General features: G+C 64.1%; 25 protein-coding genes. 10 read left to right on the plus strand and 15 right to left on the minus strand.

The window, feature by feature from the left end:
• From C446_RS13375 to C446_RS13395, 5 genes are all read right to left on the minus strand, one after another.
• Positions 1–1,395: sulfatase-like hydrolase/transferase (locus C446_RS13375; protein WP_006673656.1), on the minus strand; the 1,395-nt coding region annotated here is incomplete at its 3' end.
• Positions 1,396–1,448: 53 nt separating this feature from the next.
• Complete coding sequence (locus C446_RS13380; RefSeq protein ID WP_006673657.1) at positions 1,449–2,147, minus strand: helix-turn-helix domain-containing protein; 699 nt, start codon at positions 2,145–2,147, stop codon at positions 1,449–1,451.
• A gap of 400 nt (positions 2,148–2,547) precedes the next feature.
• A complete protein-coding gene (gene hisS, locus C446_RS13385) occupies positions 2,548–3,846 on the minus strand; it encodes a histidine--tRNA ligase (protein WP_006673658.1) in 1,299 nt (432 codons plus the stop codon).
• A 206-nt stretch (positions 3,847–4,052) separates the two neighbouring features.
• The gene (locus C446_RS13390) at positions 4,053–4,718 is read right to left on the minus strand and encodes a hypothetical protein (RefSeq protein ID WP_049920237.1); all 666 of its coding nucleotides are present in this window, start codon (positions 4,716–4,718) and stop codon (positions 4,053–4,055) included.
• Positions 4,719–4,981: 263 nt separating this feature from the next.
• The gene (locus tag C446_RS13395) at positions 4,982–5,575 is read right to left on the minus strand and encodes a helix-turn-helix transcriptional regulator (protein ID WP_006673660.1); all 594 of its coding nucleotides are present in this window, start codon (positions 5,573–5,575) and stop codon (positions 4,982–4,984) included.
• Positions 5,576–5,697: 122 nt separating this feature from the next.
• On the opposite strand from C446_RS13395, the gene C446_RS13400 reads away from it, so the two are divergent.
• Positions 5,698–6,285: a hypothetical protein gene (locus tag C446_RS13400; protein ID WP_006673661.1), complete on the plus strand. Its 588-nt coding sequence runs from the start codon at positions 5,698–5,700 to the stop codon at positions 6,283–6,285.
• Positions 6,286–6,375: 90 nt separating this feature from the next.
• Here the strand turns inward: C446_RS13400 and C446_RS13405 are convergent, their stop codons facing one another.
• From C446_RS13405 to C446_RS13415, 3 genes are all read right to left on the minus strand, one after another.
• Positions 6,376–6,966 carry a DUF7411 family protein gene (locus C446_RS13405; protein ID WP_006673662.1) on the minus strand — a complete coding sequence of 197 codons (591 nt, stop codon included), beginning with the start codon at positions 6,964–6,966 and terminating at the stop codon, positions 6,376–6,378.
• Entirely contained in the window at positions 6,966–7,313 is a 348-nt protein-coding gene (locus tag C446_RS13410) for a DNA-binding protein (protein WP_006673663.1), read from the minus strand. The genes C446_RS13405 and C446_RS13410 overlap by 1 nt, the downstream gene beginning before the upstream one ends.
• A gap of 112 nt (positions 7,314–7,425) precedes the next feature.
• The gene (locus C446_RS13415) at positions 7,426–7,881 is read right to left on the minus strand and encodes a 30S ribosomal protein S19e (protein WP_006673664.1); all 456 of its coding nucleotides are present in this window, start codon (positions 7,879–7,881) and stop codon (positions 7,426–7,428) included.
• Between the two features lie 168 nt (positions 7,882–8,049).
• Here C446_RS13415 and thiL point away from each other — a divergent pair, with 168 nt between their 5' ends.
• On the plus strand, positions 8,050–8,976 hold the full coding sequence (gene thiL, locus C446_RS13420; RefSeq protein WP_006673665.1) for a thiamine-phosphate kinase: 927 nt from the start codon (positions 8,050–8,052) through the stop codon (positions 8,974–8,976).
• A gap of 206 nt (positions 8,977–9,182) precedes the next feature.
• Here thiL and C446_RS13425 read toward each other — a convergent pair whose 3' ends face one another.
• From C446_RS13425 to C446_RS13435, 3 genes are all read right to left on the minus strand, one after another.
• Positions 9,183–10,364 (minus strand): site-2 protease family protein, encoded by a 1,182-nt coding sequence (locus C446_RS13425; protein WP_006673666.1) that lies wholly within the window; start codon positions 10,362–10,364, stop codon positions 9,183–9,185.
• Between the two features lie 238 nt (positions 10,365–10,602).
• Complete coding sequence (locus C446_RS13430; RefSeq protein WP_006673667.1) at positions 10,603–10,848, minus strand: DUF7123 family protein; 246 nt, start codon at positions 10,846–10,848, stop codon at positions 10,603–10,605.
• A gap of 251 nt (positions 10,849–11,099) precedes the next feature.
• Positions 11,100–11,966, minus strand: coding sequence for a molybdopterin synthase (locus C446_RS13435; RefSeq protein ID WP_006673668.1), 867 nt, complete (start codon positions 11,964–11,966; stop codon positions 11,100–11,102).
• Between the two features lie 110 nt (positions 11,967–12,076).
• Between C446_RS13435 and C446_RS13440 the strand changes: the two genes are divergently transcribed.
• The 5 genes from C446_RS13440 (at position 12,077) to C446_RS13460 (ending at position 18,967) form a co-directional block, all read left to right on the plus strand.
• The gene (locus C446_RS13440; RefSeq protein ID WP_049920243.1) at positions 12,077–13,141 is read left to right on the plus strand and encodes a CapA family protein; all 1,065 of its coding nucleotides are present in this window, start codon (positions 12,077–12,079) and stop codon (positions 13,139–13,141) included.
• Positions 13,142–13,382: 241 nt separating this feature from the next.
• Positions 13,383–14,129 (plus strand): UMP kinase, encoded by a 747-nt coding sequence (pyrH, locus tag C446_RS13445; RefSeq protein ID WP_006673670.1) that lies wholly within the window; start codon positions 13,383–13,385, stop codon positions 14,127–14,129.
• Between the two features lie 2 nt (positions 14,130–14,131).
• Entirely contained in the window at positions 14,132–15,859 is a 1,728-nt protein-coding gene (gene lysS, locus C446_RS13450) for a lysine--tRNA ligase (RefSeq protein ID WP_006673671.1), read from the plus strand.
• A gap of 121 nt (positions 15,860–15,980) precedes the next feature.
• On the plus strand, positions 15,981–17,825 hold the full coding sequence (locus C446_RS13455) for a site-2 protease family protein (RefSeq protein ID WP_006673672.1): 1,845 nt from the start codon (positions 15,981–15,983) through the stop codon (positions 17,823–17,825).
• Positions 17,826–17,998: 173 nt separating this feature from the next.
• Positions 17,999–18,967, plus strand: a complete 969-nt coding sequence (locus tag C446_RS13460; protein ID WP_006673673.1) for a formyltransferase family protein — start codon at positions 17,999–18,001, stop codon at positions 18,965–18,967.
• Positions 18,968–19,038: 71 nt separating this feature from the next.
• On the opposite strand, the gene C446_RS13465 is transcribed toward C446_RS13460, so the two are convergent.
• A complete protein-coding gene (locus C446_RS13465; protein ID WP_006673674.1) occupies positions 19,039–19,560 on the minus strand; it encodes a PadR family transcriptional regulator in 522 nt (173 codons plus the stop codon).
• Between the two features lie 130 nt (positions 19,561–19,690).
• Here C446_RS13465 and C446_RS13470 point away from each other — a divergent pair, with 130 nt between their 5' ends.
• Positions 19,691–21,229, plus strand: coding sequence for a heme-binding protein (locus C446_RS13470; RefSeq protein ID WP_006673675.1), 1,539 nt, complete (start codon positions 19,691–19,693; stop codon positions 21,227–21,229).
• 968 nt (positions 21,230–22,197) lie between these two features.
• Positions 22,198–23,043 carry a hypothetical protein gene (locus C446_RS19650; protein ID WP_006673676.1) on the plus strand — a complete coding sequence of 282 codons (846 nt, stop codon included), beginning with the start codon at positions 22,198–22,200 and terminating at the stop codon, positions 23,041–23,043.
• Positions 23,044–23,298: 255 nt separating this feature from the next.
• Here C446_RS19650 and C446_RS19370 read toward each other — a convergent pair whose 3' ends face one another.
• The 3 genes from C446_RS19370 to C446_RS13485 all read right to left on the minus strand — a co-directional run bounded on the left by C446_RS19370 (position 23,299) and on the right by C446_RS13485 (position 25,338).
• On the minus strand, positions 23,299–23,472 hold the full coding sequence (locus C446_RS19370) for a hypothetical protein (RefSeq protein WP_169331369.1): 174 nt from the start codon (positions 23,470–23,472) through the stop codon (positions 23,299–23,301).
• 207 nt (positions 23,473–23,679) lie between these two features.
• Positions 23,680–24,069, minus strand: a complete 390-nt coding sequence (locus C446_RS13480) for a DUF5611 family protein (RefSeq protein WP_006673678.1) — start codon at positions 24,067–24,069, stop codon at positions 23,680–23,682.
• A 288-nt stretch (positions 24,070–24,357) separates the two neighbouring features.
• A complete protein-coding gene (locus C446_RS13485; RefSeq protein WP_006673679.1) occupies positions 24,358–25,338 on the minus strand; it encodes a DUF7093 family protein in 981 nt (326 codons plus the stop codon).
• Positions 25,339–25,568: 230 nt separating this feature from the next.
• On the opposite strand from C446_RS13485, the gene C446_RS13490 reads away from it, so the two are divergent.
• Entirely contained in the window at positions 25,569–25,865 is a 297-nt protein-coding gene (locus C446_RS13490; RefSeq protein ID WP_006673680.1) for a DUF6432 family protein, read from the plus strand.
• Positions 25,866–25,870 lie beyond the last annotated feature (5 nt).

Raw genomic sequence — 25,870 nt, forward strand, 5'->3', positions numbered from 1 at the left:
GTAATCGGGATGGTCGATTAGGTTCTGTAACTCCGCCGGATCGGCTGTGAGGTCGTACAACTCGTCCACGTCGGGGCTGTTGTAGACGTACTTGTACCGATCCGTTCGGACCAGCCGCTGGCTGTAGAGGCCGAACTCGTCGCCGTGGTACTGGGCGAAGACGGAGTCGGGCCACTCGAGGCCGTCGGGAACGTCCCCGACGTTCTCGAGAACGGGAACGAGACTGCGGGCGTGAAACGACTCGGGGATCGACACGCCGGCCAACTCGAGGAACGTTGGCGCGAGGTCGTGCAAGTGGACGGGCTTCGGACAGACGGTCCCCGGTTCGATCCGCCCGGGCCAGCGGATCTGCAAGGGAATCCGATAGGTATCGTCGTACATCAGTGGCCCCTTGTTGAACTGCCGGTGGGCACCGACGAAGTCGCCGTGGTCCGAGGCGTGGACGACGACCGTCTCGTCGGACAGTCCCGCGTCGTCGAGCGCCGCCAGGACCCGCTCGAGTTGGTCGTCGATCAGCGTGGCGAACCCCCAGTACTTCGCGATGGCTTCCGCCCACAGGTCACGATCGAAGCCGGCGACGCCCCGATAGTGGAGGTAGTTCTCGTGGACCTGCGGTTTCCCGTCGTAGGTCTCGGCGTAGCTGTCGGGGAGGTCGATCTCGTCTGGATCGTACATCGAGGCGTAGGGTTCTGGGACGACGTAGGGGTGGTGGGGGCCGTAGAAGTCCGCGCGGTGGAAGAACGGCCCTGTGTCATCGTCACCGTCGGCGTGGGACTCGATTGCCTCGATCGTCCGCTCCGCGAGGAACCAGGCGCGTGTCTCTTCGACATCGATCGGCGTCGTTGCAGCGACGAAGGTACCCTCACTGGAATTACGGGGGTTCTCGCCCGTGTAGACCTCCTCCTCGAGGTCGACCTCACCGAGCGGGACGCCGCGTTCCTCGCGGTACGTCGCGAACGCGTCGTCGATGTCGTCGTGGTGCTCGTCGCTACCGCCGAGATAGGAGAAGCCGAACGTCTCCGGCCCCTGATCGCGGCCGACGTGCCACTTCCCCGTGTAGGTGCAGTCGTACCCGTTCGCCGCCAGCAGCTGGGAGAACGTCGGAATGCCGGCCGGCAGGTTCGCCCTGATCGCATCGTCTTCGTGGCAGTTGTTCACCATCCCGTGGCCGTGAGGGAACTGTCCCGTCAGCAGCGATGCCCTGGCGCTCGAGCAGATGCTGATCGGGGTGAACGCCCGCTCGAACCGGACCCCTTCGCTGGAGAGACGGTCCATCGTCTCGGTCTCGACGGGTGGGCCGGCCGGAGCCGAAAGGTCGTATCGCTCCTGGTCCGTAAGCGCCAGCAGTACGTTCGGACGGGTATCGGAGACGGTGGCGGAGTCGCGATCGGCCATCGGGTTCCGTACACCGTCCCCGTAGTTAACGCTGGGCCCGGCTTTCGACGCGGCTACTCGTCTTCGGGTTCCACGAGGTCCGTGGCGATGGTGGTCCCGACGAGTCGCGAGAGTCCACGGTGTAGCCGGCGGGAGATCGCCCGCTGGCTGACCCCGAATTCGGCAGCCAGATCGGTCTGTGTGATTCCCTGGGGTTGCTGGAAGTAGCCCGCTTCGTAGGCCCGCCTGATGGTTTCGTGCTGGTCGTCGGTGAGTTCGTATTCGGACCCGTATTCAGCACCCCTGTCGGCTGACCCATCCCCGGAATCGGCCGCCGCAGTGTAGACCCGGTCGACCGCGATGGGGACCTCGTTCTCGCGACAGTAGTCACGGAACCGACCCACCGACGCCCAATCGGGAAACCGGAGGTCGACGCGCCAGCCGTCTTTCGTCCCGCGGCCGCGGAGGACGGTCCCCCGTATCTCGCTGATCCCGCGGACGAACCCTTCGATCTCCGTGTTCCAGCGTGCCCGGTACAGCCGACGTTGGCCGGTCCGAGACACCAGTTCGAGCTCTCGAACCGCCCGACGATCGTGGAGGTCGGATTCGAACGCGCTGGCCTCCGCGACCCCTTGCACCCAGAAAAACGGGAGAACTGCCTCGTCGCTGGGTACGATCCGCTCGAGTTCGATCACCCGAGACGGTTCACGCTCTATCGCGACGCCGAGCGGGAACGCCACGAGCGGGAGCCGGAACTCGAGTATTGTCGTCATACTGGCATCAACGTCGGGAGCGGAAAGAGTGCTGGGGCAGCGTGGACAGGGGACTGTTATCAACCCCGTCTATATAGAACCAGTTCGTTCAGTGCGATTGGCCGCCTCGAGTACGATGTGGGGGCAGCGTACTGTACCACGTGTGGCTGGCGCTACAGCGGACGGGAGTCGACCGACGTGGATCGGGCGATGCTCGCACACTATCGGGAAACGGGGCACGCAGTCGAGCGGACGCAACCGGAACGGGGCACTCTCCATAGACCCTTCGGGGTGGGCAAGGCTCCCGGTTCGGCCGGGGGTCGCTTTCTCTCTATCGGACGTCTCGAAACGTCGGACGGAAGTGATAGAACGGACGCGTGATCGAACCGAACCGAACCGATCGCGCGCCTCGAGAGCCGTCTCAGACGAAATCGTCGAACGTCGGCCGGTCGCGGTCGCCGGGGAAGTCCTCGACCGGCACCTGCGTCTGGTCACCGCTTTCCATGTCCTTGATCGTTAGTTCGTCGTTCGCGAGGTCCTGTTCGCCGACGATGACGACCGTCTCGGCGTTGATCGAGTCGGCGTAGTCCAGCTGTGCACCGAACGAGCGGCCGGCAACGTCGGTCTCGACGATGTGGCCGCGCTCGCGAAGCGCCTGCGTGACGCGAGCTGCCTCCGAACGCGTCTCGCCGATCCGAAGCACGTAGTAATCGGTCGTCAGCTCCTCCTCGGGCCAGACGCCCGCACGCTGACAGAGCAAAGAGAGGGTGGCGTGACCCGGCGCGACACCGACCGCGGGCGTGGGCTGGCCACCGAAGCTCTCGATGAGATCGTCGTACCGGCCGCCGCCGAAGATCGATCGCGACACTTCGCCCGTGGAGTCGAAACACTCGAAGACGACGCCGGTGTAGTAATCGAGCCCGCGAGCCGTCTCGAGCGAGACGGTACAGTACTCGCGCGCGCCGAAGTCCTCGGCGGCCGCGAGCACGTGCTGGAGGTTCTCGACGGCGTCGGTAACCCGCTCGGTTCCAGCGAAGGTTTTGATCTCCTCTAGGTCCCCGCCTGCCACGAGGTCGGCGAACTCCTCCGCCTGATCGTAATCCAGGCCGGCCTCGACGAGCAGGTCGTGGTACTCCGCCATGGAGAGCTTATCCGATTTGTCGACCGCGCGGATCGCGTCGTCGGTATCGACATCGGTGTCGTAGGTCTCAAGGACCCCACCCAGGATGTCCCGGTGGGAGATGCGGAACTCGAAGTGCTCGCCCGTCAACCCGAGGCTCGTCAGCGCGTCGGCAGCCCACGCCAGGATTTCGGCGTCGGCCGAAGGCTCCGAAGAGCCGAAGATGTCGACGTTGGTCTGGTAGAACTCCCGCTGGCGACCCTGTTGGACCTGTTCGTAGCGCCAGAACGGACGCGTCGAGAACCACTTGATCGGTTTCGATAGCTCCTGCTGTTTGGCGACGACCATCCGCGCGACGGTCGGCGTCAGTTCCGGCGTCAGCGTGACGTGCCGGCCGCCCTGATCCTCGAAGGCGTACAGTTCCTCGACGATGTCGTCGCCGCTCTTGTCGGTCCACATCTCCGCACGTTCGAGGGCCGGCGTGTCGATCTCGCGGAAGCCGTACCGCCGAGCGGCGTCCTCGAGGGTATCGATGGCCTCCCGCCGTGCGGCCATCTCTTCGGGATAGAAGTCACGAAAGCCCTTGATCCGGTCGTACATAGGACAGTGTTCACCGAGCGCGGACTTCTATCCTTTCCTCTGGATCGACCGCTATCGAGAGACGAGGTCTGCGGTCGACGGTTCGAAAGACGTGGCTTCGAAACCGACAGTGACCGGAACGGTCCTGCGGTATCGAAGCCAGGTAGCAGGAGCCTGGTTGTGGTTTTCTGACTATGCAGCCGAGTATCCGGATTCGTCCGGAGGCGTCACGTTTCGACGCTGCCGCTGTAGGACAGCGTGTCGGTGTTCTCGTCGAGGTTGACGATCGCAACCCGCCACTCGTCGCTGTCCTCGGGGACCGTCACCTCGGCGGTATCGGCCCCGTGGCTGACGACTTCGCCAGGGCCTTCGCCTTGGTCGAGATCGACGATCCCGACAGTGATATCCTGATCACCGGGCGTCCACCGAATAGGGATCTCGATGCGGTCTCCTTCACTCCACGTGAACGAGCCGTGCATGTTCGACTCTCCCGGTTCGATCTCGCCGGAGAAGCTGAACGAGTCGGGACCGATCTCCTCGATCGGCTTCTTTTGGGTATCCCACTCATCCAGATCGATCGTCGTCGGTTCGACCGATTCGGAGGCGTCGTCGTCGTTCTCGACTAGGTTGATCTCGAGCGTATCGGGACCGTCCGACTCGTCACTCTCGACCTCCCACTCGTCTCTATCGATCGTTATCGTCTCGTCGGCCTCCGTCACCGTCTCGTCCGTATCCGGTTCCACGGTGTCGGTTTCAGCCTCCACGATGTCGGTTTCGACCTCGCCGAAATCGATCGCTTGCGATTCGTCCGTCTGTTCCGCTGCCATAACACCGCCCGTAGCGACTGCGAGCAGGGTCATGACCGCCAGTGCGATCGTCGTTGTTCTTCTCACGTCGTCTCACCTGATGTGCCGTGAGAGCGATCCGTGGAGACATGGAGGACTACGGTACGTCAGCGGATGTCGGGTGCAATCCACGGGGTTTCACCGGATCGCTCTCGAGAGAACGTTCACCGAAAGAGCTGATAAGTATTTATTAGTAACAAGAGGGAACTAGTTTGAAAGTGATTTCGTCTCCTACTACGTTGGCTTCGATGCGACGGCGACGTGTAGTATTCCCGTGACGGCGGCGGTTCCGATCGGACGAGCGCCGACGCTTACACCGGGACCGACCCCTGCAGAACCACTACGTTGCCGACCCCCTGGCGTTTCCGTTCGAGCAACCCCTTCGTCTCGAGAGAGTCGAGGGTTCGCGTGACCGTCGCTTTCGAGAAGTCGGTGTCAGCGACGATCGTTCGCTGTTGAATTTCACCGTCGGCATCAAGGACCATCGAGTAGATTTCTCGTTCAGTATCGTCGAGCCGGTCGGTCGTTTCGTCGAAGTGGGTTCGGTGTCTCTCGATCGGCGATGTCGCGTCGTCCGTGAACTCGAGGTGAACGGATCGGTCCGTTCGGCCGGTCTGCGTGGCCGGTGCTGCCGGCGGTGTGGAGGTCGACTGTTCCGTCAGAACCGAGTCGCGTTTCACGCTGAGGACGAGATACAGTAGACTCGCTCCCATCACCCACGCGGCGACCGTGATGATCCCCACATCGGAGTAGCGAAACTGTTTCCCGGCTTCGACGACGTCCGAGCCGTTGTCACCGACCGAGACGACGACGGGTGTCGGGTTAATGAGCTGGACGGTGAGAACGAGCGTCGCCGCGAGAAAGATGACTGCCGCAAGTAATTGCCGTCCGGAGATATTCCTCATACACACTCGTATCGATCAAGTCCCCCTAATACCCTTCGTGAAACGACTCTGTAACCAGTTCCCAACTAGTTCTATGCCCGTTTCTCGAAACGTTCATTGACTGTTCCGGCCGATATGCCGGTATGATCGGACCCACTCGCACGACCGTCCTCGGAGTGGCGGTTCTGGTAATCGTTCTCGCCGGGACGGGGGCGGCGCTTACGATCGCCAGTTCGAGTGGGGAGAGCACCGAGATTTCGGTCACGACCGAAAACGTGACGCTATCCCAGAACGGGGAGTTCTACACCGTCAGCGACGAGATGTCGAACGTGACCACCGTCGAAATCGTCGAAAGCGACGGCGAGTATACGATCACAACAGAAGAGCAAGCGTCGCTGTCTTCCGACGACCGCGATCGGGCGATCGAAATCGCGACGAACAACGAGACCGTCCACCGACAGCTCCAGGAACGGAACGACTACGACGTGACCGTCTCGCCGGTCGAGCGGGTGAGACTCTCGATAAACCAGACCGACGACTCCGAAAGCACGGAGTTCGAAGTGGTGGAATCCAACGATTCGATCGTCGTCACTCGAGACGGGTCGTACCGAACTGACAGGGCGATCGTCGAGATCAGTGACACCGACGAACGGACGCCCTCGTGCGTGGTTCGGGTCGACCTCGAAGACGAATCGATCGTCTCGTCTCACAACGTGACGGCAAAACACTAAGCTCGAACACGACCACTCGACCAGGACGGAACCGTCGCCGTTTCCCGGTCCGACCGTGGGCTGCGCGGATCGATCACGGCATCCGGGGCGTTACCGTATCCCGGTTACGTACGTCTGTTCGTGATCCGGGAAGTACTCCGGGATCGCTTCGGAGCCATCCTCGTCGGCGATGATCGCCCGGAGCTCGGCCTCATAGTCGGCCCGTCGGATCTCCTCGCTCGGACCGACGGTCACCTCGAGGTGGGCGTCGACCAGCCGATCGACCGCGTTTCGTCCGAAGCCGGAGAGAGGGGCGATGTAGTCGACGCCGTGGCGATCCTCGAGGCTCTGAGCCTGGGCCCGGGAGACTGTCGGCACGCGGTCGTCGCGGCGGGTGCCGTCCGCGATGGCGTCGAAGTCGGCCGCGGCGAGCTCCTCGAGAGCGTGCTGGTGGACGTGCTGGATGCCGTTGCGCGGGAAGCCGTCCTCGCGGATGCGGTCGACGGCCTCGTGGGCGACGGCCCGGTCGAGTTCCAGCCGGCGGAAGTCAAACCCCAGATCGGCGGCGGTTTCACCGGCGTGTTCCCAGTCGTCCGTGATGCCGAACTGGGCCGTGACGAGTGTCACGTCGTAGAAGTCCTCGAGGAGAAGCGCCGCCAGCGTCGAATCTTTTCCACCGCTGTAGAGCAGTCCGAGCTCCATCAGCGACGCTGGATGTCGAAGCTTTTGGAGTCGGGTTTCAGCTCCTTGAGGAGCTGTTTCATCTTCTCGTCGTCGATCTTGCCCTGGATGCGGCCACTGCGGGCGAGCGTGACGACCTGACGCTCGACCTGTTCGCCGAACTGGGGTTTGCTCATCTTAACCGTGTTGAGCCGCTTGCGGGCGTCGTCGGTCAGGTGCTGGCGGAGGACGGCCTTCTTCTGGGCCTCGGCTTGCTGCTGGGCAGCTTCCTGGGCCTCGCCGTCCTGACCGTCGGCTCGCTCCTGAAGCTGCTCCATTTTCTTCTGTCGGAGTTCCTCGAGTTTCTCTTCGTCCGGGCGTTCACTCATGACTACGCGAGTATAGTCCTGCAGGCGGGAAAATGATTACGGACTCACGAGCGACAGACGCCACACTGCCGTGGAAAGCGGGAACGTCTGCAGGAGAACGAAACGTCCGCGATTAGGCGTAGCGCTCGAGTTCCGGGCGGTCGAGCTCTTCGAGCACGTCGCCGGCGGTGTCGTCGAGCAGGCTCTGTCCGTCCGCAGTGATGCGTCGACCCTCGCCCTCGGCGGTCTCGACGAGGTCTTCCTCCTCGAGTTGCTGGAGGATGGTCCGGATCAGGTTCCGGGAGCCGTCGGTGCGGTGGGCTGGTGCGACGCGGTAGCGGGTGGAGCCGTCCTTCGCGCCGCCGTACTCGGTCGCGAGTCGTTCGACGCCGATGGGGCCGCGGTCGGCGACCTTGCGCAGGAGACTGGCCGCACGGACTGCCCAGAAGTCCTCCTGTTCGGGCGGGAGTTCGCGGTCAGCGCCGGTCTTGGCGAACTGCGCCCAGTCGGGTTCGTCGAGCCGTTCCTCGAGGTCCTCGGCGAGCGCCTCGATGAGGTCGTCCGCCGGAACGTCGTACATCGTAGCCATTGGGGTTGGGTTCCCTTCGGCGGCATTTAAGACCATCGTATTCGTATCCGGCCCGCGATCGGATCGTGGAGCCGGTCGGTCGGCCGTCCTCGAGCGACCGGCCGAAACGCTCGGTCCAGGTTCGGTCGGATCGGATTCCTTTTTCGCCCTCGAGTCGAAACGCCGGCCATGGACGAGCGCGGGGCACTGGCGCTGTTGGAGGCGGAACTCGAGCCGGTCGGCGACGACGCGGCCGTCGTCGACGAGCTGGTCGTGACCACGGACATGCTCCACGACAGGACTGACTTCCCGGCTGGAACGACCCGCTACACGGCCGGCTGGCGGTCGGTCGGCGCATCGCTGTCGGACGTCGCGGCGATGGGTGCCGAGGCGACGGCCGCGGTCGCCGCCTACGCTGCCCCCGCGTTCGACGACGGCGAACTGCTGTCGTTCGTCCGCGGTGCGAGGGAGGTCTGTGCGGCCGTCGACGCCGAGTACGTCGGCGGTGATCTGGACGAACACCAGGAGTTTACCGTGGCGACGACGGCTATTGGTCGAGTCGGACCCGAAACGGACCCCGTCCACAGAACCGGTGCCCGCCCGGGCGACCGCGTCTGCGTGACCGGCCAGTTAGGCCGAAGCGCCGCCGGGCTCGAGTCGTTCGAGCGTGCCAGCGACACGGCCCAAGCGGGTGACGAAGAGACCGCCGCCCGGCTTCGGGAACGCGGAAACGACCTCTTTCGATTCACGCCCCGGATCGCGGCCGGTCGCGCCCTCGCACCGCATGCGACCGCGATGATGGACTCGAGCGACGGGCTCGCCCGCTCGCTGCACCAGCTCGCCGAGGCCAGCGGGTGCGGGTTCGCGATCGACGGTGAGCGGGTTCCCATCGACGAGGCCGTGTTCGAGTTCGCCGACGAGGACGATGCGCTCGCCCTCGCGACCACCTTCGGCGAGGATTTCGAGCTCGTCGCGACCGTTCCCGAAACCGAGCTCGAGGCGGTCAGAGACGCCGTGGACGTCCCGGTAACGGAGATCGGAACGGTCCTCGAGGCCGATGAGGGGATCACGATGGACGGTGAACCGCTCGCGGACGAGGGGTACACGCACGGTTGAGACGGAGTACTGTCCCGATGTCTTGGTGCTATAGTAACGACTGCAACGATTTGCACACTGATCGCCGATCCGTCTGTCGATGGGGTGCGCACTGACGTGCAGTGGCTACTATAGCGCTAGCTCCGGGTCGCAGGTACACCGGAACTGACGGAGAGTAAGCCGTATGAGTGGTCAGCAGACGACGGCCGAGAAGGCACGACACCGACCTACTCGATCACGACGATCGGCACCTGCATGAAACACAGCAGGCCGAGCGCGAAGGTGACGATGCCGAGGATGAACCGGCCGGTCCCGAGCTCCTCGTCGTCGACCGGGTGTGCAGGGCCGACCGACGCAAGCACCGCCGTGAAGATTCCCCAGATTCCCCAGATGAGTACCGAGTTCAGCCCGTAGTCGGCGACGTAGTAGAGATAGGCAGCGAGCCCGAACAGCACACCCGGGACCAGTGCGGCGATCGTCTCCTGGTAGCGGCCGGCCATCGCTCGCAGAATGTGCCCACCGTCGAGCTGGCCGACCGGGATCAGGTTGAGGAAGGTGACGAACATCCCGACCCAGCCCCCGATGACGACCGGGTTGACGGCGGTGGCCGGATCGTCCCGATAGAGCGGCTGATCGAACGCCGCTGCGAGTCCCTCGAGCAGCGGCGGATACCCTAGCTGAATCTGGATGGCGTCCGGGTCGTCGACGATCCCGGTCGGCGCGGTGACCGGTGGCAGATGAAGACCGACGATCGTCACCACGACCGTCGCGACCAGTCCCGCGAGCGGGCCGGCAACGCCGATGTCGAACAGCGCCTTGCGGTCGGGCATCCGACCTTTCATCTTGATCACCGCCCCCATCGTTCCGATCAGCGTCGGGACGGGGATAAAGTACGGCAACGAGGCGTCGACTCTGTGATAGCGACTGAGCACGTAGTGGCCCATCTCGTGGACGCCGAGGACGCCCAGGATAGCGACCGTGAATGGCCAGGCACGCCACATCTCCATCGGGTTGTTGATCGGATCGATGTGATACCACATCGAGCCGGCAAACAGCGTCGAGACGACCGTCAGCGCGAGCAGTACGACGTTTGTCCACGGAATCCCGTCGACGCCGACGCTTGTCGGCTCCGCGACGAGTACGTACTCGCCGTGTCTGGTCCGGATCTCGAGGTCGTATCCCTCCTCGCGGAAAACCGGCCACAGCTCCCGCATCACCTGCTCGGGTTGTTGCAGCGGTTCACCGTAGTAGACGATCCGGTCGCCGTCCTCGCCTTCGGTCCGAACTTCGTAGACCGCAAAGACCGACCGGAGTCGCTCGAGCGGTGGGCCCGCCTCGAGTGACTCGTCAGCGGAAGACCGCCCGAAGCCGGTACCCGGCCCGGAGTCGGGCGAATCGACGTCGTCCATCGTCCGTCATTACCCACGCCCGAATATAAATCGACTGCTGTCGGTACGGCTGCGTGCGAACGGACGGACGGACGGGTCCTCGAGGAACGGGAGCGGGAGCGACCCGTCTCGAACGCGACCGCAGCGGCCGTTCTCGATATGTTGGACTCGAGAAAGCAGATATTAGGCCGAAAAAGTCCGGCTCGGCCGGCCGATACGTCGTGACCGAAAGCGTGGAGAAAGCGGGGACTGGAGTGTGTTAGGCCGGTTCGACTCGCCACGTGGTCGCGCTCGTGTACGACCACTTTTCGATCTCGAGGTCGCTTGCCGACTCCGAGAGTTTGACCATCAGCGCGCCGATCTCTTTGGGCGAAAGACCGACATCGTCGGCGATAAACTTGCCCTTAAAGTAGAGTTCGCCGTCCTCGGCGCGTTCGCGAAGGTAGCGTTTCAGACGGCGTTTCTTGCGTTCCGTGGAGGGTTGCGTCGTCGTGCTCATCGTCATCACCGCGTTGTGGCGTGGGTATGTTATAAAGGCGGGACGGTTAGCGACGTTTCGGCCGCGTTCAGCGATTCCAGCAGTAATTGATGTTTTATTCGGCCGTATGAAATCGTTTACTGCCGTCACAGATCGCTCGATACGTTTTATTCTCGTCGCTAACGTATTATACCGTTCGTAATACTCACGGTAGTATAGAGTTCTATTTGTCGAGACAGTCTTCGAATTCTATCCTCCGAATGGGGAAAACAACCAGGTCAGGAACGGTCGTGAACCCAGAACTCGTCTTCGACCGTCACTTCCTTTTTGAACAGCGGCACCTCGTCTTTTAGCCGGTTGATACCGTCCTCGACGGTCCGAAACGCCTCCTCGCGGTGACCCGCGAGCACGACGACGAAGACGATATCCTCGCCGTCGTCGATGACGCCCGTCCGGTGATAGAGTTCGACCTCGAGAACGCCCGCTCGTTCCTCGAGTTCCCGCTCGATGGCCGTCATCCGCTCGTCGGCGACGCCCTCGTACTTCTCGAACTCGAGGTACTCGGTCCGGGCGTCGTCTTCGCCGTCTTTCGCACGCACACGCCCAGTGAACGTCGCAATCGCGCCGGACCGTTCGGCCTTCGGCGAGCGTTTGACGCGTTCGACCAGCGACTCGAGGGTCTCGTGGGGTTCAGTCGACGCGAGGGCGTCGACGACGGCGTCGACCTCGAGATCGCCGGACGTGTCGACGGCGGCGAGGACCGACTCGTCTTCGTCTCCGAACGACGCCGCGTCCTCACCGACGGCGATCGCCGGGTATCGAAGGTCGGAGACGCCGGCGACGAGTGCGTAGTCACAGTCGATCGCCAGTCGATCGAGCGCCTCCTGGACGGTCATCCCGGTTCCCGTCGCCGTCCAGTCGCCGTCCGCGCCCAGGTCGTACGTGACGTCGCCGCCAGGAAAGAGCGCGTCGCCGTCGTTTTCGTCGTCGCGGTCGACGTGGACCGGCGTCCCGTCGGCGATCGTCGCGTCGTACCTGACGACGCCGACGCGGCCCTCCCTCGAGAGCCGGTCCGCGACCCGATCGACGACCCGTTCGACGGCGTCGCCACCGGCCCCACGATCGATGATACCGAGTACGTGCATACGCCCGAAACATGGACGGGTCGGGCTTTGTAGCTGTCGCCACGTCCCGTCGATCCGGCCGTGTGAAACGATCCCGGACGGTTTTGATCGGGTTCGTCGAACGACGACGTATGTCATCCGAGACCGACGGCTACCGGATCGGGTTCGTCGGCGATGTCATGCTCGGCCGGCTGGTCGACCAACGACGGCGCGAGCACGATCCCGAATCGGTGTGGGGAACGACCCTCGATCGCCTCCGCGGACTCAACGCGGTCGTGATCAACCTCGAGTGCTGTCTGTCGACGCGAGGCAGCGAGTGGCGACGGACGAACCGGCCGTTTCACTTCCGTGCCGACCCAGATTGGGCGATTCCGGCCCTCGAGGCCGCGGGCATCGACGTCTGTGCGCTGGCGAACAACCACGTGCTAGACTACGAGGAACTCGGCTTGCGGGATACGCTCACCCACCTCGAGGAAGCCGGGATCGCCGACGCCGGTGCAGGAGAAACGATCGACGAGGCCCTCGAGCCGGCGGTGGTGTCGGTCGGTGAAGACGGAACGTCCGCCCTCGATGTCGCCGTGGTCTCTCTTACTGACAACACCCCTGAGTACGCGGCCGGCCCGGAGTCGCCGGGCACGGCCTGGCTCCGGCTCGACGACTCCCGTCACGCCTCGAGCGAATGGGTTCCCGCGGACGACGAGTCGGCCCACAGCCGGATGCGAGACGCCCTCGAGCGCGCGGCGGAGACCGACCCCGATCTGCTCGTCGTCTCGTTGCACTGGGGCCCTAATATGGTCACAGAGCCGCCCGAGCCGTTCCGCGAGTTCGGCCGCTGGCTGATCGAGGAGGGGGTCGACGTCGTCCACGGCCACAGCGCACACGTCTTCCAGGGAATCGAGGTTCACGAGAGGCGGCCGATCCTGTACGACACCGGCGACTTCGTCGACGACTACCGCGTCGATCCCGAGTTACGGAACAACCGGAGCTTTCTGTTCGTCCTCTCGGTTTCGGCGGACGGACAGCCTCGAGAGCTGCGACTTTACCCGACCGAGATCGACGGCTGTGCGGTCTTCGAGGCCAGCGCCGACGCCGCCGAGTGGTCCCGCCAGCGAATGCGCGAGCTGTCCGCACCGCTTGGGACCCAGTTCGACCGCGAGGGAGAGACGCTCGTGATCGACCTCGAGTCGGAGTCGTGACTGCGTGACTGCGTGACTGTGGGGTGACTGTGATCGGTCGTCGGTCGATCGCTGCTCGTCGATCGCAGTTAGCGATCGCCGCTTGCTGATCCTCGCTGGTCACTCACGGCTCGTCGATCGTCGTTCGATTTCCCGCAGGCCGACGGGACACTCGAACGGAGCCCGTGGGACGTGTGGAACCGCCCCGTTCGCTCCCCAGTTGGCAACCCTTAAGATAGCAACCCGGCTACACCGGGATAGTATGAAAGTGGTCGTCTCTATCGGCGGGAGCGTGCTCGTGCCCGAACCCGGCACGGATCGGGTCGCCGAACACGCTGCCGTCATCGAGGACCTCGTCGAGGACGGCTGTCGGGTCGGCACCGTCGTCGGCGGGGGCGGTGTCGCGCGTGAATACATCGGTGCCGCCCGGGACCTGGGGGCAAACGAGATCGAACTCGACCAGCTCGGGATCGACGTGACGCGGCTCAACGCCCGTCTGCTCATTGCGGCGCTGGGCGAGGACGCGATCACCGCACCGGCAGAAGACTACGACGAGGCCGGCGAGGCACTCCGTCGCGGCGATGTCTCGGTCATGGGCGGCGTCGCTCCTGCACAGACGACCGACGCCGTCGGTGCCGCGCTCGCGGAGTACATCGACGCGGACCTGCTCGTCTACGCGACGAGCGTCCCCGGCGTCTACAGCGACGATCCAAACGAGGCCGACGACGCCACGAAGTACGACCAGCTCTCCGCGAACGATCTGGTCGATGCAATCGCCGGCCTCGAGATGAACGCCGGTGCCTCCGCTCCCGTCGACCTGCTCGCCGCGAAGATCATCGAGCGGTCCGGAATGCGGACGATCGTGCTCGACGGTACCGATCCCGACCGGATCGCCCGCGCGGTTCGCCACGGCGACCACGAGGGAACCGACGTGATTCCGGACGGTGTCGGCGAGGAACCGACGTACTGGGCCGCCGGTGACGGAAACGATTACGATTCCGAGCGATAGCGATGAGCGAGGATACCGACGCCGACGCAAACGCAACCGTCGAACCAGGGACCGACGACCACGAGTCGGATGCAGCGATCACCCCCTACACCCTCCAACGCGACGATATCGAGACCCAGCACGCGTTCTGGGCCGACACCGTCGCGGACCGGATCGAATCCCGAGACCCCGAGGAGCCGATCGTCGTCAAGGGTGGTATCTCTCCCTCGGGCGTCCCCCACCTCGGCAACGTCAACGAGATCATGCGCGGCTACTTCGTCGCCGAAGTGTTGCGGGAACGCGGCTACGAGGTCCGGCAGGTGTTTACCGCCGACGACCGCGACCCGCTTCGCGGGCTCCCGCGGACTCTCTGTGACCTCGAGGGAGAGCTCGTCGACCTCGGCGAGGTCGACGCCGGCGCGCTCGGGCGTAATCTCGGTGCACCCTACACCGACATTCCGGACCCGTTCGGCTGCTGTGACTCCTACGGCGACCACTTCTCGCGGATCATCGCCGACAGTGCCGACGCCGTCGACGTGCCGATCGACCTCGTCTCGAACACCGAACTCTACGAGAGCGGCGACTTGGAGGATGTCACCCGGTTCGTCCTCGAGCACCGCGAGCGTGCCCGCGAGGTCCTCGCGGAGTACCAGGACAAGGTCGACGAGGACTACGTCCCGTTCAACCCGATCTGCGAGGAGTGTGGGAAGGTGACGGAGACGGTGACGAGCGTCGACCTGGAGGGCAACGAGCCGACGGTCGACTACCGCTGTACCGACATGGACGCCGGCGACCAGACGATCGACGGCTGTGGCCACGAGGGGACCGCCACGCTCCGTGAGGGGAAGATGCCCTGGCGGTTCGAGTGGCCCGCTCAGTGGCGGGAACTCGGCGTCGACTTCGAACCCTTCGGCAAGGACCACGCCGAGGGGTCCTGGCCCAGCGGCGAGGACATCGCGCGCAACGTCTTCGACATCGAGCCGCCGGTGCCGATGGTCTACGAGTGGTTCACCCTCGAGGGCGAGCCGTTCTCCTCTTCGGCAGGTAACGTCATTCTCGTCTCGGACGTGCTCGACCTCCTAGAGCCCGAAGTCCTGCGATACTTCTTCGCGAAAGACCCCTCGAAAGCGCGGGACTTCAGCATCGAACGCCTCGATCAGCTGGTCGACGAGTTCGACCGCCTCGAGCGAATCTACTTCGGCGAAATCGAGGCCGACGAGGACGAGCAGGCGTTCGCCGAACGCGTCTATCCCCTGGTGGTCGACGAACCGCGTGAGGAGCGAATCCGGCTCCCCTACACGTTCGCCGCGGTGCTCGGGATGTTCGACGACCCCGCCCTCCGCGAGGAGGTCGCCCGGAAGGAGGGCCACGTCCCCGACGACGCCCCCGAGTGGGCAGTCGAGAACGCACTCGCTCGCGTCGAGCGCGCGCGCAACTGGGCGCGTCGCACGGCCAACGAGTTCGACTACGAACTCAAGCGAAGCGAGATTCCCGACCACGAGTTCGACGACGCCACCGAGGACGCACTCGAGGAGCTGGCCGAGTTCGTCGCGGACGACGGAGCGGTCGACCCCGAGGAGCTACAGGGAGAAATCTACGAGACCGCGAAGCGCCACGACGTCGATGTCGGCGACTTCTTTGCCGCCGGCTATCGCCTCTTTTTCGACGAGGACCAGGGACCGAAGCTCGGCCCCTTCCTCGCGAAGGTCGACCGAGAGTTCGTCGTCGAGCGGCTTCGGCGCAACCGATAACCCGTGCTCCGGTTCGGTTGCGACTCGAGCAACAGGCCGGCCGACACGACTCGAGTGCTCTCGGTTGTCGACACCGACCCAGACAAAAGCCATTTGAGAACGCCCCACTGAGTTAGGAGCGATGGACTACGGCCTCCCAGCCTTCATCTCGCCACCCGAACTCTTCGGGTCGGAACTCCTGACGTGGGTCGTCGTCGGCCTCCTGCTCTACTGGGTCGCGATCATCGCCCTGCGAAACGCGAACCTGCTGCCGGAGTTCGTCGGCACGCAGGGTCCGATTCTCACGTTCCATACCACCCGCGGCCGCGAGTTCCTCGACTGGCTCTCCGGTCCCAAGCGATTCTGGCGCGCCTGGGCGAACCTCGGGATCGGCATCGCGCTTGTCGTGATGGTCGCGATGTTCGGGTTCCTGCTGCTTGCTGCCCTCGGTGCGCTTGCCTCGCCACAGCCAGCGACTGCCGTCCAGCAACCCCGCAACGTCCTCGTCATCCCCGGCGTTAACGACTTCCTGCCGCTGTCCGCGACGCCCGGGATCGTCTTCGGCCTGCTCGTCGGGCTGGTCGTCCACGAGGGCGGCCACGGCCTGCTCTGTCGGGTCGAGGGTATCGACATCAACTCGATGGGCGTCGCGATGCTCGCGATCATCCCCATCGGCGCGTTCGTCGAACCCGACCACGAGAGCAGCAAAGAGGCCTCGAGGGGCGGACAGACACGGATGTTCGCCGCCGGCGTGACGAACAACTTCGCGATCACGCTCGTCGCTTTCGCCCTCCTGTTCGGTCCGATCGCGGGTGCGATCGCCGTCGCGCCCGGAGCCGCCGTCGGCGGCGTCGCCCCCGACTCGCCGGCCGCCGAGGCCGGCCTCGAGCCCAACGATCGGATCACTGCCGTCGACGGACAGGCCGTCGCGGACAACGACGACCTCGCCGCGCAACTCGAGGGTGGCGATGGCCAGCAGGTGACGGTCGAAATCGACGGCGAGCGGACGATCACGTTCGATAGATCGTTGATCGTCACCGCAGCAGTCGACAACGGACCCGCGGGACTGGAGGCGGGCGACGCGATCGTCGCGGTCGATGGACAGGACGTTGCGACCGAAACCGAATTCCTCGAGGCGGTCGGCGACGACGAGGTCGCGACTCTCCAGGTCACGACCGACGCGGGGACGGACGAGACCACGGAACGCGAGGTCCCGATCGGCGGTCTCGTCCAGGTCGCGGACGACGGGCCGCTCGCGGCCGCGGGGGCACCGGCCGGTGATCGGATGGTGATCACCGTCCTCGAAGGTGAGCGCGTCCAGAACCAGGAGCAGTTGAGCGGCCTCCTCGGTGAGACCGATCCCGGCGACGAAGTGCGTCTCGCCGGCTATCTCGACGGCGAACGGGTCGAATACGAAGTGACGCTTGGCGAACGAAGCCAGGCGACCGGGGGCGGTACCGTCGGCTTCTACGACGTCTCCGGTGTCTCCGGGGCCTCCGTCGCGGAACTGGGCGTCCAGCTGTATCCGGCAGAGGAGTATCTGACGGTGCTCGGCGGTGACGGGGACAGCCGCTTCGGCGCGTTCGGAGACAGTTTCCTCGGGCAGATCGGCATCGTCCTCCTGTTGCCGATCATCGGCGTGCTCGGCCAGCTGCCGTTCAACTTCGCCGGCTTCACCGGCGGGGTCGAGAACTTCTACGAGGTCCAGGGATCGCTGGCCGCGCTCGGGGACGCACCGGTCTTCATCGTCGCGAACCTGCTGTTCTGGACCGGCTGGATCAACGTCCAATTAGGGTTTTTCAACTGCATCCCGGCGTTCCCACTGGACGGCGGCCACATCCTCCGGACCAGCACCGAGGCAGTGATCTCCCGACTGCCGATCGACGCGACCCGGCGGATGGTCCGAGTCGTGACGACCTCGGTCGGCCTGACGATGCTGATCAGCTTCCTGGCGATGCTGTTCGCGCCGGGACTGCTCGCCGGCTGATACCGACACCCTACGTTCGAAACCGTCCCGAACGGCGCGCCGTTGGCTCCCGTTACTGACCGTTGCACCGTCCCCGATAGACATGTTACTGTGTAACGTGGCGGTACGAAGTTACGGCCGTTGGACACGGACTCGGTAACTAAGAGTCGGGACAGCCGTACCTGAGTGAATAGATGTCCGCCGCTGATCGAACAAAAGTCGGGGTCCTCACCGAATCGTTCCTCTACGAGTGGGAGGTCCGTGCGATAGAACGACTGCGAAGCCAGGAGGGAATCGAACTCGAGGTGGTCGTCCGGAACGCCACCGACACGGAGACCGACGCCGAATCCTGGAACTCGAAGGACCGGCTGGGGCTGGCGGACGTCCGGCAGTTTCTCGAGGCGGTACGACAGGAACGTGCCTGGACGTTCGTCCTCGCAGAGCGGACGCTCGGTCGGGTACTCGGGGACGAACAGCCGCTCTGGCACCGTCACTCGGTCGAGAACGTCGACGTGTTCGCCGACATCGAGCAGCTCGCGTGCGAACCGATACGTGACGGTGGCTGGAACGAACTCCCCGAGGAAGTCGTCGACGAACTCGCCGGTCGCTGCGACGTGATCGTCCGATTCGGATTCGGCCTCCTGCGGGGGGACGTACTCACGGCGACCGAACACGGGGTTCTCAGCTTCCATCCGGCAGACATCAGGCGGTATCGTGGCATGGGGCCGCCGGCGATCTTCCACGACGGTCGAGATCGGGCGGGAACGACGCTCCAGCGAATAGACGAGTCGATCGACGGTGGCGAAATCGTCGCCTACGACGAGGTGTCCCTCGAGGGGCGTTACACGCTCTGGGACGTATTCAACCGGCTCGTAACGGTCCAGATTCGCCTGCTGTCTGAGGGAGTGACGGCTCTCCAGGACCCGTCGTTCGAACCGAAGACGGTGTCCGACGACCAACTCGGCGAGTTCTACTATCGGAAGCAACGCCGTTCGGTCCCGTTCGCTGCCCGCGTCCTCGCGAAGAACGTCTCCGGACGGGTTCGACGCCGACTCGAGGGCGGACGGGCGGCCGACGGTTCCTGGGCCCCGGAGAGTACAGCCGGGACGGAACCCGGAGCAGAGCAACAGCGGACGGCCGAGTCGATCGATTCGGGGGACTGACGCGGCCGGCACTCACGCGAAGCGGTCGGAGCTGCCGGGCCGGGACAGCGCGACGGCCCGACAGGAATCGCCTACTCCTCGTCGATCCCGTGGCGCTCGTAGAACTCCTCGGGCGTCTCTTCGATCCGTTCGAACTCCGTCTCGAAGTAGTGTTCGTGGTGGCGAACGACCTGTTCGACGACCCAGCGGCTGAACTCCTCGTCGAACCGCCACTCACCCTCGAGGTCGGGGAGTTCGAACCGGTCGTCGGTGGAGAACGCCGCGTAGACGTGGAAGAACCCCAGAATGACGTCCGCGAAGTCCCGGCCCTTTTCGGCGCTTTCCTCGCGTCGGTCTTCGAGTTCCGCACGGCCGTCCTCGGTGAGTTCGAAGTACTTCCGGTCAGGTTCGTCCTCACGTTCGATCCGTTCGGCCCACTCTTTCTCCTCGAATTTGTAGAGAATAGGGTAGACGGACCCGTAGGACGGCTCCCAGTGACCGCCGCTGATCTCCTTGATCTCTTTGAGTATCTCGTACCCGTACCTCGGTTTCTCCTCGAGCAATTCGAGGACGAGATAGGCGATGAGTCCTTTCGGCGGCCCACTTTTCCGCATATAGCTCGTGATTTAAACGGACGTACATAAAGGGTTTCGGTCCCAGCAACGCCAGCCGTGAGACCCGTCGAATACTGGTCACTGAAAACGAAGCAGTCCCTTCTTACCGGTCGGTTCCTAACGGCCGTCCATGGACGGACGGACACCACCGCGTACGAAGGAAGGCTGGTACATTCTGCACGATTTCCGGACGATCGACTGGGACGCGTGGCGTGACGCTCCCGACCACGTCCGCGAACGCGCACTCGAGGAGGGACAGTCGTTCCTGGCCGACTGCGAGGCGGTCGCCGACGCGGAGGACGGCGACTCCGCGCTGTTTGCCATGCTCGGGCACGAGACGGATCTCCTGTTCATGCACATCCGTCCGACGATGGCCGACATCGAACAGGTCGGACGACGGTTCGACAAGACGGCGCTCGCGGAGTTTACCGAGCGGACGGACTCCTACGTGTCCGTCGCCGAAGTATCGGACTACGTCACCGACGCCTACTTCGAGGAAGACGAGGAGGTCGAAAGCACCGGACTCAGCCGCTACCTCGAGCAGAAGCTCTACCCCCAGATTCCGGACGCCGAGTACGTCAACTTCTATCCAATGGAGAAGCGTCGCGATCCGGAGTACAACTGGTACGACCTGCCGTTCGAAGACCGTTCGGAGCACATGAGCGCCCACGGCGACATCGGCCGCAGCTACGGCGGCAAAGTCAGTCAGATCACCGCGGGCAGCATCGGTTTCGACGACTACGAGTGGAGCGTCTCGCTGTTCGCGGACGACCCCGCGAACATCAAGAACCTGCTCGCCGAGATGCGGTTCGATCAGTCGACCTCGAAGTACGCCGAGTTCGGCCGGTTCTACGTCGGTCGGCGGTTCGAATCGCACGACCTGGACGCCTACATGGCAGGCGATGCGGTTCCCGCCGAAGACGGCCACGAGGACGCGGAGGCAGATGCCGATCACCCCCACGCCCACGCTGACGCCGACGGCGAGAGAGAGTCGGGCGACGACGGTCACCCCCACGGTAACGACAGCGACGAGGGAGCCGGCGGCCCACCCAGCAGCGTCGCCGGAGACGATGTCCGCGACGAACTCGAGGAGCAGGGCGTCTACGCCGGGAAGCCCCACGGCGAGGACGTCCACGCGGTCGTCCTGTACTCCGAAGCCGACTCCGAGGAACTGTTCGAGGAGATCGAGGGACTTCGGAGTAACTTCGACCACTACGACACCCACATCAAGACCGCCGTCTACGAATCCGTAAGCGGCGACGAGGAAGCCGAGACCGGTGTCGTCAGCCTCTGGGAGACCGAACGCGCTGCCGACACCGCGGCCGGCTTCCTCGCCGACCTGCCCGGGATCGTCCGGCAGGCAGGAGACGACGAGGACGAGGACGACTCCTGGGGAACGATGGGAATGTTCTACACAGTCAAGCCGGAACACCGCGAGGACTTCGTCGACACCTTCGGCGACGTATCCGGCCTGCTGGCGGAGATGGACGGCCACCGCAAGACCGACCTGCTGGCGAACCGCGAAGACGAGAACGACATGTTCATCGCCAGTCGGTGGGACTCCCGCGAGGACGCGATGGCGTTCTTCCGTAGCGAGGAGTTCGCTCAGACGGTCGACTACGGTCGCGACGTGCTCGCCGATCGACCGCGACACGTGTTCCTGGCCTGAGCGGTTCGTCGAACCGGCAGACGGTTTTCGAACTCTCCGTCGATCCCCACCGGAAATGCTATCGGCTCGAGTGACACGGCGAGCAGTCGATTTCCGCCACGCGGCGGGCATACGAGTCCGAGTACATCGCCGATGACCCAGCAGCGTTCGCCGAGTATTTCCTGGCCGAATACGGGACGACCCGGCCGAACTGAGCGACGAGGCCCAAACAGTGCTCAGTTCTCTGGTCGAAAACGAGAGCGGGGACGAGACCAGCGGTGACGACTTCACTGCGTGTGACTCCTTCGACGAACTCGAGGACGAGACCGAACTCCCGGGGCTCCGTGGTCGCGCTTCGGCCAATACGACGAGCCCTGGTACCGAGTCGAGCGCACCGAGTCCGAGTGTTGAACGCTCCGATCGTGGTAGCCGGGCCCTACCCCGAGCAATACCCCAGACACCTTACGACAGACGCCGCTATGGGGCCTGCTGCGTCTCGTAATCCGTTGTTCACTGCTGGCCACATCCCTCGGCGATTCCCTGTACGCTGGACCCTCCCAGTCACAGCCCCATAGCCGCGGAGTTTTCAGTTGTGATTCTGTGAAATACCCTGTTGCCGACAAGGTTCGACAGTCGTGCTGAATACGACCGCGGATGTCACACGAGATAGAACTCGCTGAGGATGGTGATCGCTCAGTACCTCCCTCACGTTCCTGCGCAGGAGCAAAGTGCGTCGGCAACCGCGAGCGGCTCGAACACACTGGTATCAGCAACGATCGGTGACGAATCCGAACTGGCCGACGCTTCGCTACCCTGTCCAGTCTTTGAGCCATCTTAAGCGGACTCTTTGTCTAATTTTCAGGAGAATGTGGGGAATCGACGAAATTGTTCATTATTGTGCACGTCGTCTGTATACCTACACTCATGCGATCGAGCGTTATCCACAACCGAGTTGGGCAGTTTCTGACCACGTCTCTCGAGGTGCGCCAATGAGCACGTCCTCGAGCACCGTTCGCGTCGGCCGCCGGATTCGAAGCAGAGCTGGCCACGGTGCATCCCGTGCCCGGAAGCCCGCGTTTTACCTGGCAACGGTCGCGTTCGTGGCGTTTCTCCTGTTCGCCCTGGGAGAGGCGATGGCGATGGCCGTCACCGCGTGGCTTGGCGGCTACGCCTTTCCGGGCCACCGTGTCCACCACAGTATGATCGGCGGTACCTTGGCAGTATTCGCGGCGACGGTCGCCGTACAGTTGTACCGGCCGACGAAGCGTGTAGGTGCGTTACAGGCGGCACTCGCGTTCGCCGTCGCTGCGTTCGTGCTCACTGCGATCGCGTCGGGACCGGCAGCTGTCGGCGAGATACTGGTGTTTCTCGTTCCGGTCGTCCTGATCGCCCTGTTGCATCCTGCCCGCAGCGAACTCGTTCCCCGACTCACGGGAGTGGACCGCCGCGTACTCGCCGTCGCGGGGGTCGGTGCGATCGGATTCGCGGCGCTCGCCGTCACCGAGTTCGTCAACCATACCACGCTGGCCGACGAGCACGTCCTGATGGGCCACTACGAGTTCATGCTGTTCGGACTGGTCTCGATCGGTCTGTTCGGCCTGCTTGGCGCATTGAAGCCGACTGGCTGGCGAACCCCACTCTACGCCGCCGGCATACTGGCGCTTCTCTTTGCCGCCAGTTCGCTCGCCTTCCCCGGGGTAGAACAGGGTTCGAGCCTCGGCACCGTCGGCGCGATTGCAGTGATACTCTGGGCAATCTCGCTAATCGGTGTCTCGGAGTACGTCGAGCGAAGCGGTTCGGGCGAACCGCCGGCCGACGACGCGTCGTCTGCCTGACCGCTGCACTGGAAGAAGGTGGAGTCTCCCGTTTTTCAAGTATCCCGGCTGCATAAAACAGCGTGTGACTGCACGCGTATAGTGAGCGGATGGTTCACTACTTTCGGTGTGGGGCAAACGAACTCGCTTTGCTGTCCTACCGCTATTCAGCACCCTCGGTCTGACAGGCACTCTAGAGTCTGTCTCTCGTCTTACGAGTATCCCGTTCGGTACTACCCCCTCGAGTCGTCGGTTAGTAGACGGAACGAGAGCTGATTACGACAGTTCGTCGTAGAAGAAGTAGCCAGCAACGCCCGCGAGACCGAGTGCGAGCGTGATGTACGGCCAGTTTCCGGCCTCCTGGTCGGTCAGATGTGCGTGTCCAGTGACGAAGGCCGCGAAGCCGACGTGCGCTACCAGCGTCGCGAGGAGGAACGCGGCGAGATTCATTATCGGAAGCTTCGACGGCGCGATAATAGCGGTTTCGAAGCGGGTCGGTCCGCCTCGATCCGCGGCAGGGATAACGTCCACGAACGACGGACGACGGGGTGGTGACCGGTCGTCCGGCGCGTATCTCGTATTCCGGCTGCGGTGTCCCGTCTCACGTATCGGGTTCCTGTACCGGAGAGCGTCCCCCAAACGAGCAAAGAGCGGCGGTTACGCGTCGACGTCGTGGTCCGGATCGTCCTCGACCGCACGCTTCATCGAATCACGACGGGCCTTCGCATCCCGACCGGTCGCCTCGAGCAGGAAGTCGTTTTTCGCGTCGACGGCCTCGCTCGCGGCCTCGAGTTCGTCGGGTCCGAGTTCGGTCGGGTCGCGTTCGTGGAACTCGACGCCGAGTTTGTCCTTCTTGCCGGAGTATTCGACGGCACCGACGACGATTTTCTCGAAGACGGGGTTGTCGGGCTCCTCGATGACGTAGAGGTCGCTTCCCTTGTACTCCTGGGTGGTCGTGACGGACCCGAAGTACTCCTCGATAGTGCCCTTCATATCGGGGATTCGCTCCTCGAGATATTCACCGCGGCGCATCTTGTACTCCTTCATGGATTGGAGATAGACGGCGGACTGTTTACCTCTTTTCATAGTCGTCGCTATCGGCGACAGCAAGCGTGGGGAGACGGTTCCCCGGCTTTTGTCGGCCAGTCGACTCGATCCACGAAACGAGAGACCGAAACGTGATCGAGCCCCGTCCCGATGGCGACTCGAGTGAGTCGAAAGGCTGTCTGGTGGACGGAAAGAAGTTCGTGACCGAGAGCAAAGAACCCAGGAGAGAAGGGGGGAACGTCGAAATGCGACGGCAGGCGAACGAAAGCGAAGATCGGAGCAGCGCCGTCAGTGTCGCGGTCGTTCCCCGAGATACCCTTTCCGGCAGTCCGGGCAGATGTCGCCTGCACGAAGCGACGCTCGGGTCTCCGCTGCGACGTAGTCACAACGCGGGCAGTAAAACTCGGTCGGCACGTCGTCGTCGGCCGGTTCTTCCTCGGTCGGGACCGGAACCGACCCGTCGCGTTCGATGCCGGACCCGCTCTCGAGGGTCGGTTCTTCGTCCGTCTGGGCTGCCTCGTCGACCGCGTCGAGGTCGGCGGTGACGTCGGCACCGCCGACGCCGGTCGCAGCGTTCGGGTCGGCCTCGGCTTCGGCCCCGGCTTCGGCTTCGGTCCCAGCCTCGACGCCGGCGTCAGCGCCGCCGCGAGTGCCAGCCGTCCCGACGTCGCTCGAGTCGTGTTCGAGCACGACGGCGTCGTCCTCGGTGGGATCGGTGACATCGGCGTCCGGCCACTCGGTCGGGCCGTCCTCGTCGACCGGGGGTCCGACGTCCGACGAGTCGGGCCACTCGCCGTGCTCGCGGTCGCTGTCCCGGTCACGGCCGTCGTCGTCGTCCTCGAGGATTTCGCCGTCGTCGTCGACGGCGTCTGTCGCCGTCGCGTCGGGACTCTCCTGTGCCGTGGACGCGGCGTGGGCGTCTTCGGCAGCCGTGTCGGCGTCGGCATCCGCCGCCGCATCGATCAGTTCGGCATCCTCGTCGTCGACCGCGCTCGAGGTCGCGTCGGCGGGCTCGCGGTCGGAGGCTGTCGATTCGTGCTCGTGTTCGCGTCCGTGGTCGTCGGGGTCGGTGGACAGCTCGTCGCCGTCGATTTCCGAGGAGATGCTCGTCACTTCGGTGTTCTCGCTGATGACGTTACGATCGCCACAGCGGGCACACTCCTCGTACTCTTGGACGGTAACGACGACTTCGCTGCCCCGTTCTTCGCGCTCGCGTTCGACTTCGGGGTCTCCGTAGTCGTGCCCGAGCAGCGAACATCGCAGGACCATTGTCACACCCTTCCGCGCGGCGTCATAAAAAACGTACCGCCTGAACCCAGTCAGGGTTCCGTGACCGTTCCGTGACTGGAGGAGAGCGGGACCCGGGATCGGACGGTGGGTGGTGTCCGGAGTCGAGTTCGGATGCCGATGACGATGGCGACGGCGACGGCGACAGCGACAGCGACAGCGACAGCGACAACGGCAAACGTCAAATCCCGGGTCGTCGAATATACGTACGAATGAAGGCAAAGCGGGAGTTCCGGGACCGGGAGCGGACGGAGGTCGCCGTACTCGACGCGCTCGTCGACCAGGCCGAGGAAGGAATGACCGTCTTCGAACTCCGGGCGGCCGCGGAAACGGAGATAGACGACCTCGAGGACGCTCTCGCCACCCTGAAAGAAGACGACCTCATCGCCGTCGAGTCCGACGGCGATCGGACGCTCATCAAGCCCGACGAGCGGGTCGTCCCCGACATCCCCGACGAAGAGCCCGAGGAATCGATCGGTGACTGGCTTCGCGACCGGCTGCCTTTTTGAATCGA

This window comes from Halobiforma nitratireducens JCM 10879 (assembly GCF_000337895.1).
Lineage (GTDB): Archaea > Halobacteriota > Halobacteria > Halobacteriales > Natrialbaceae > Natronobacterium > Natronobacterium nitratireducens.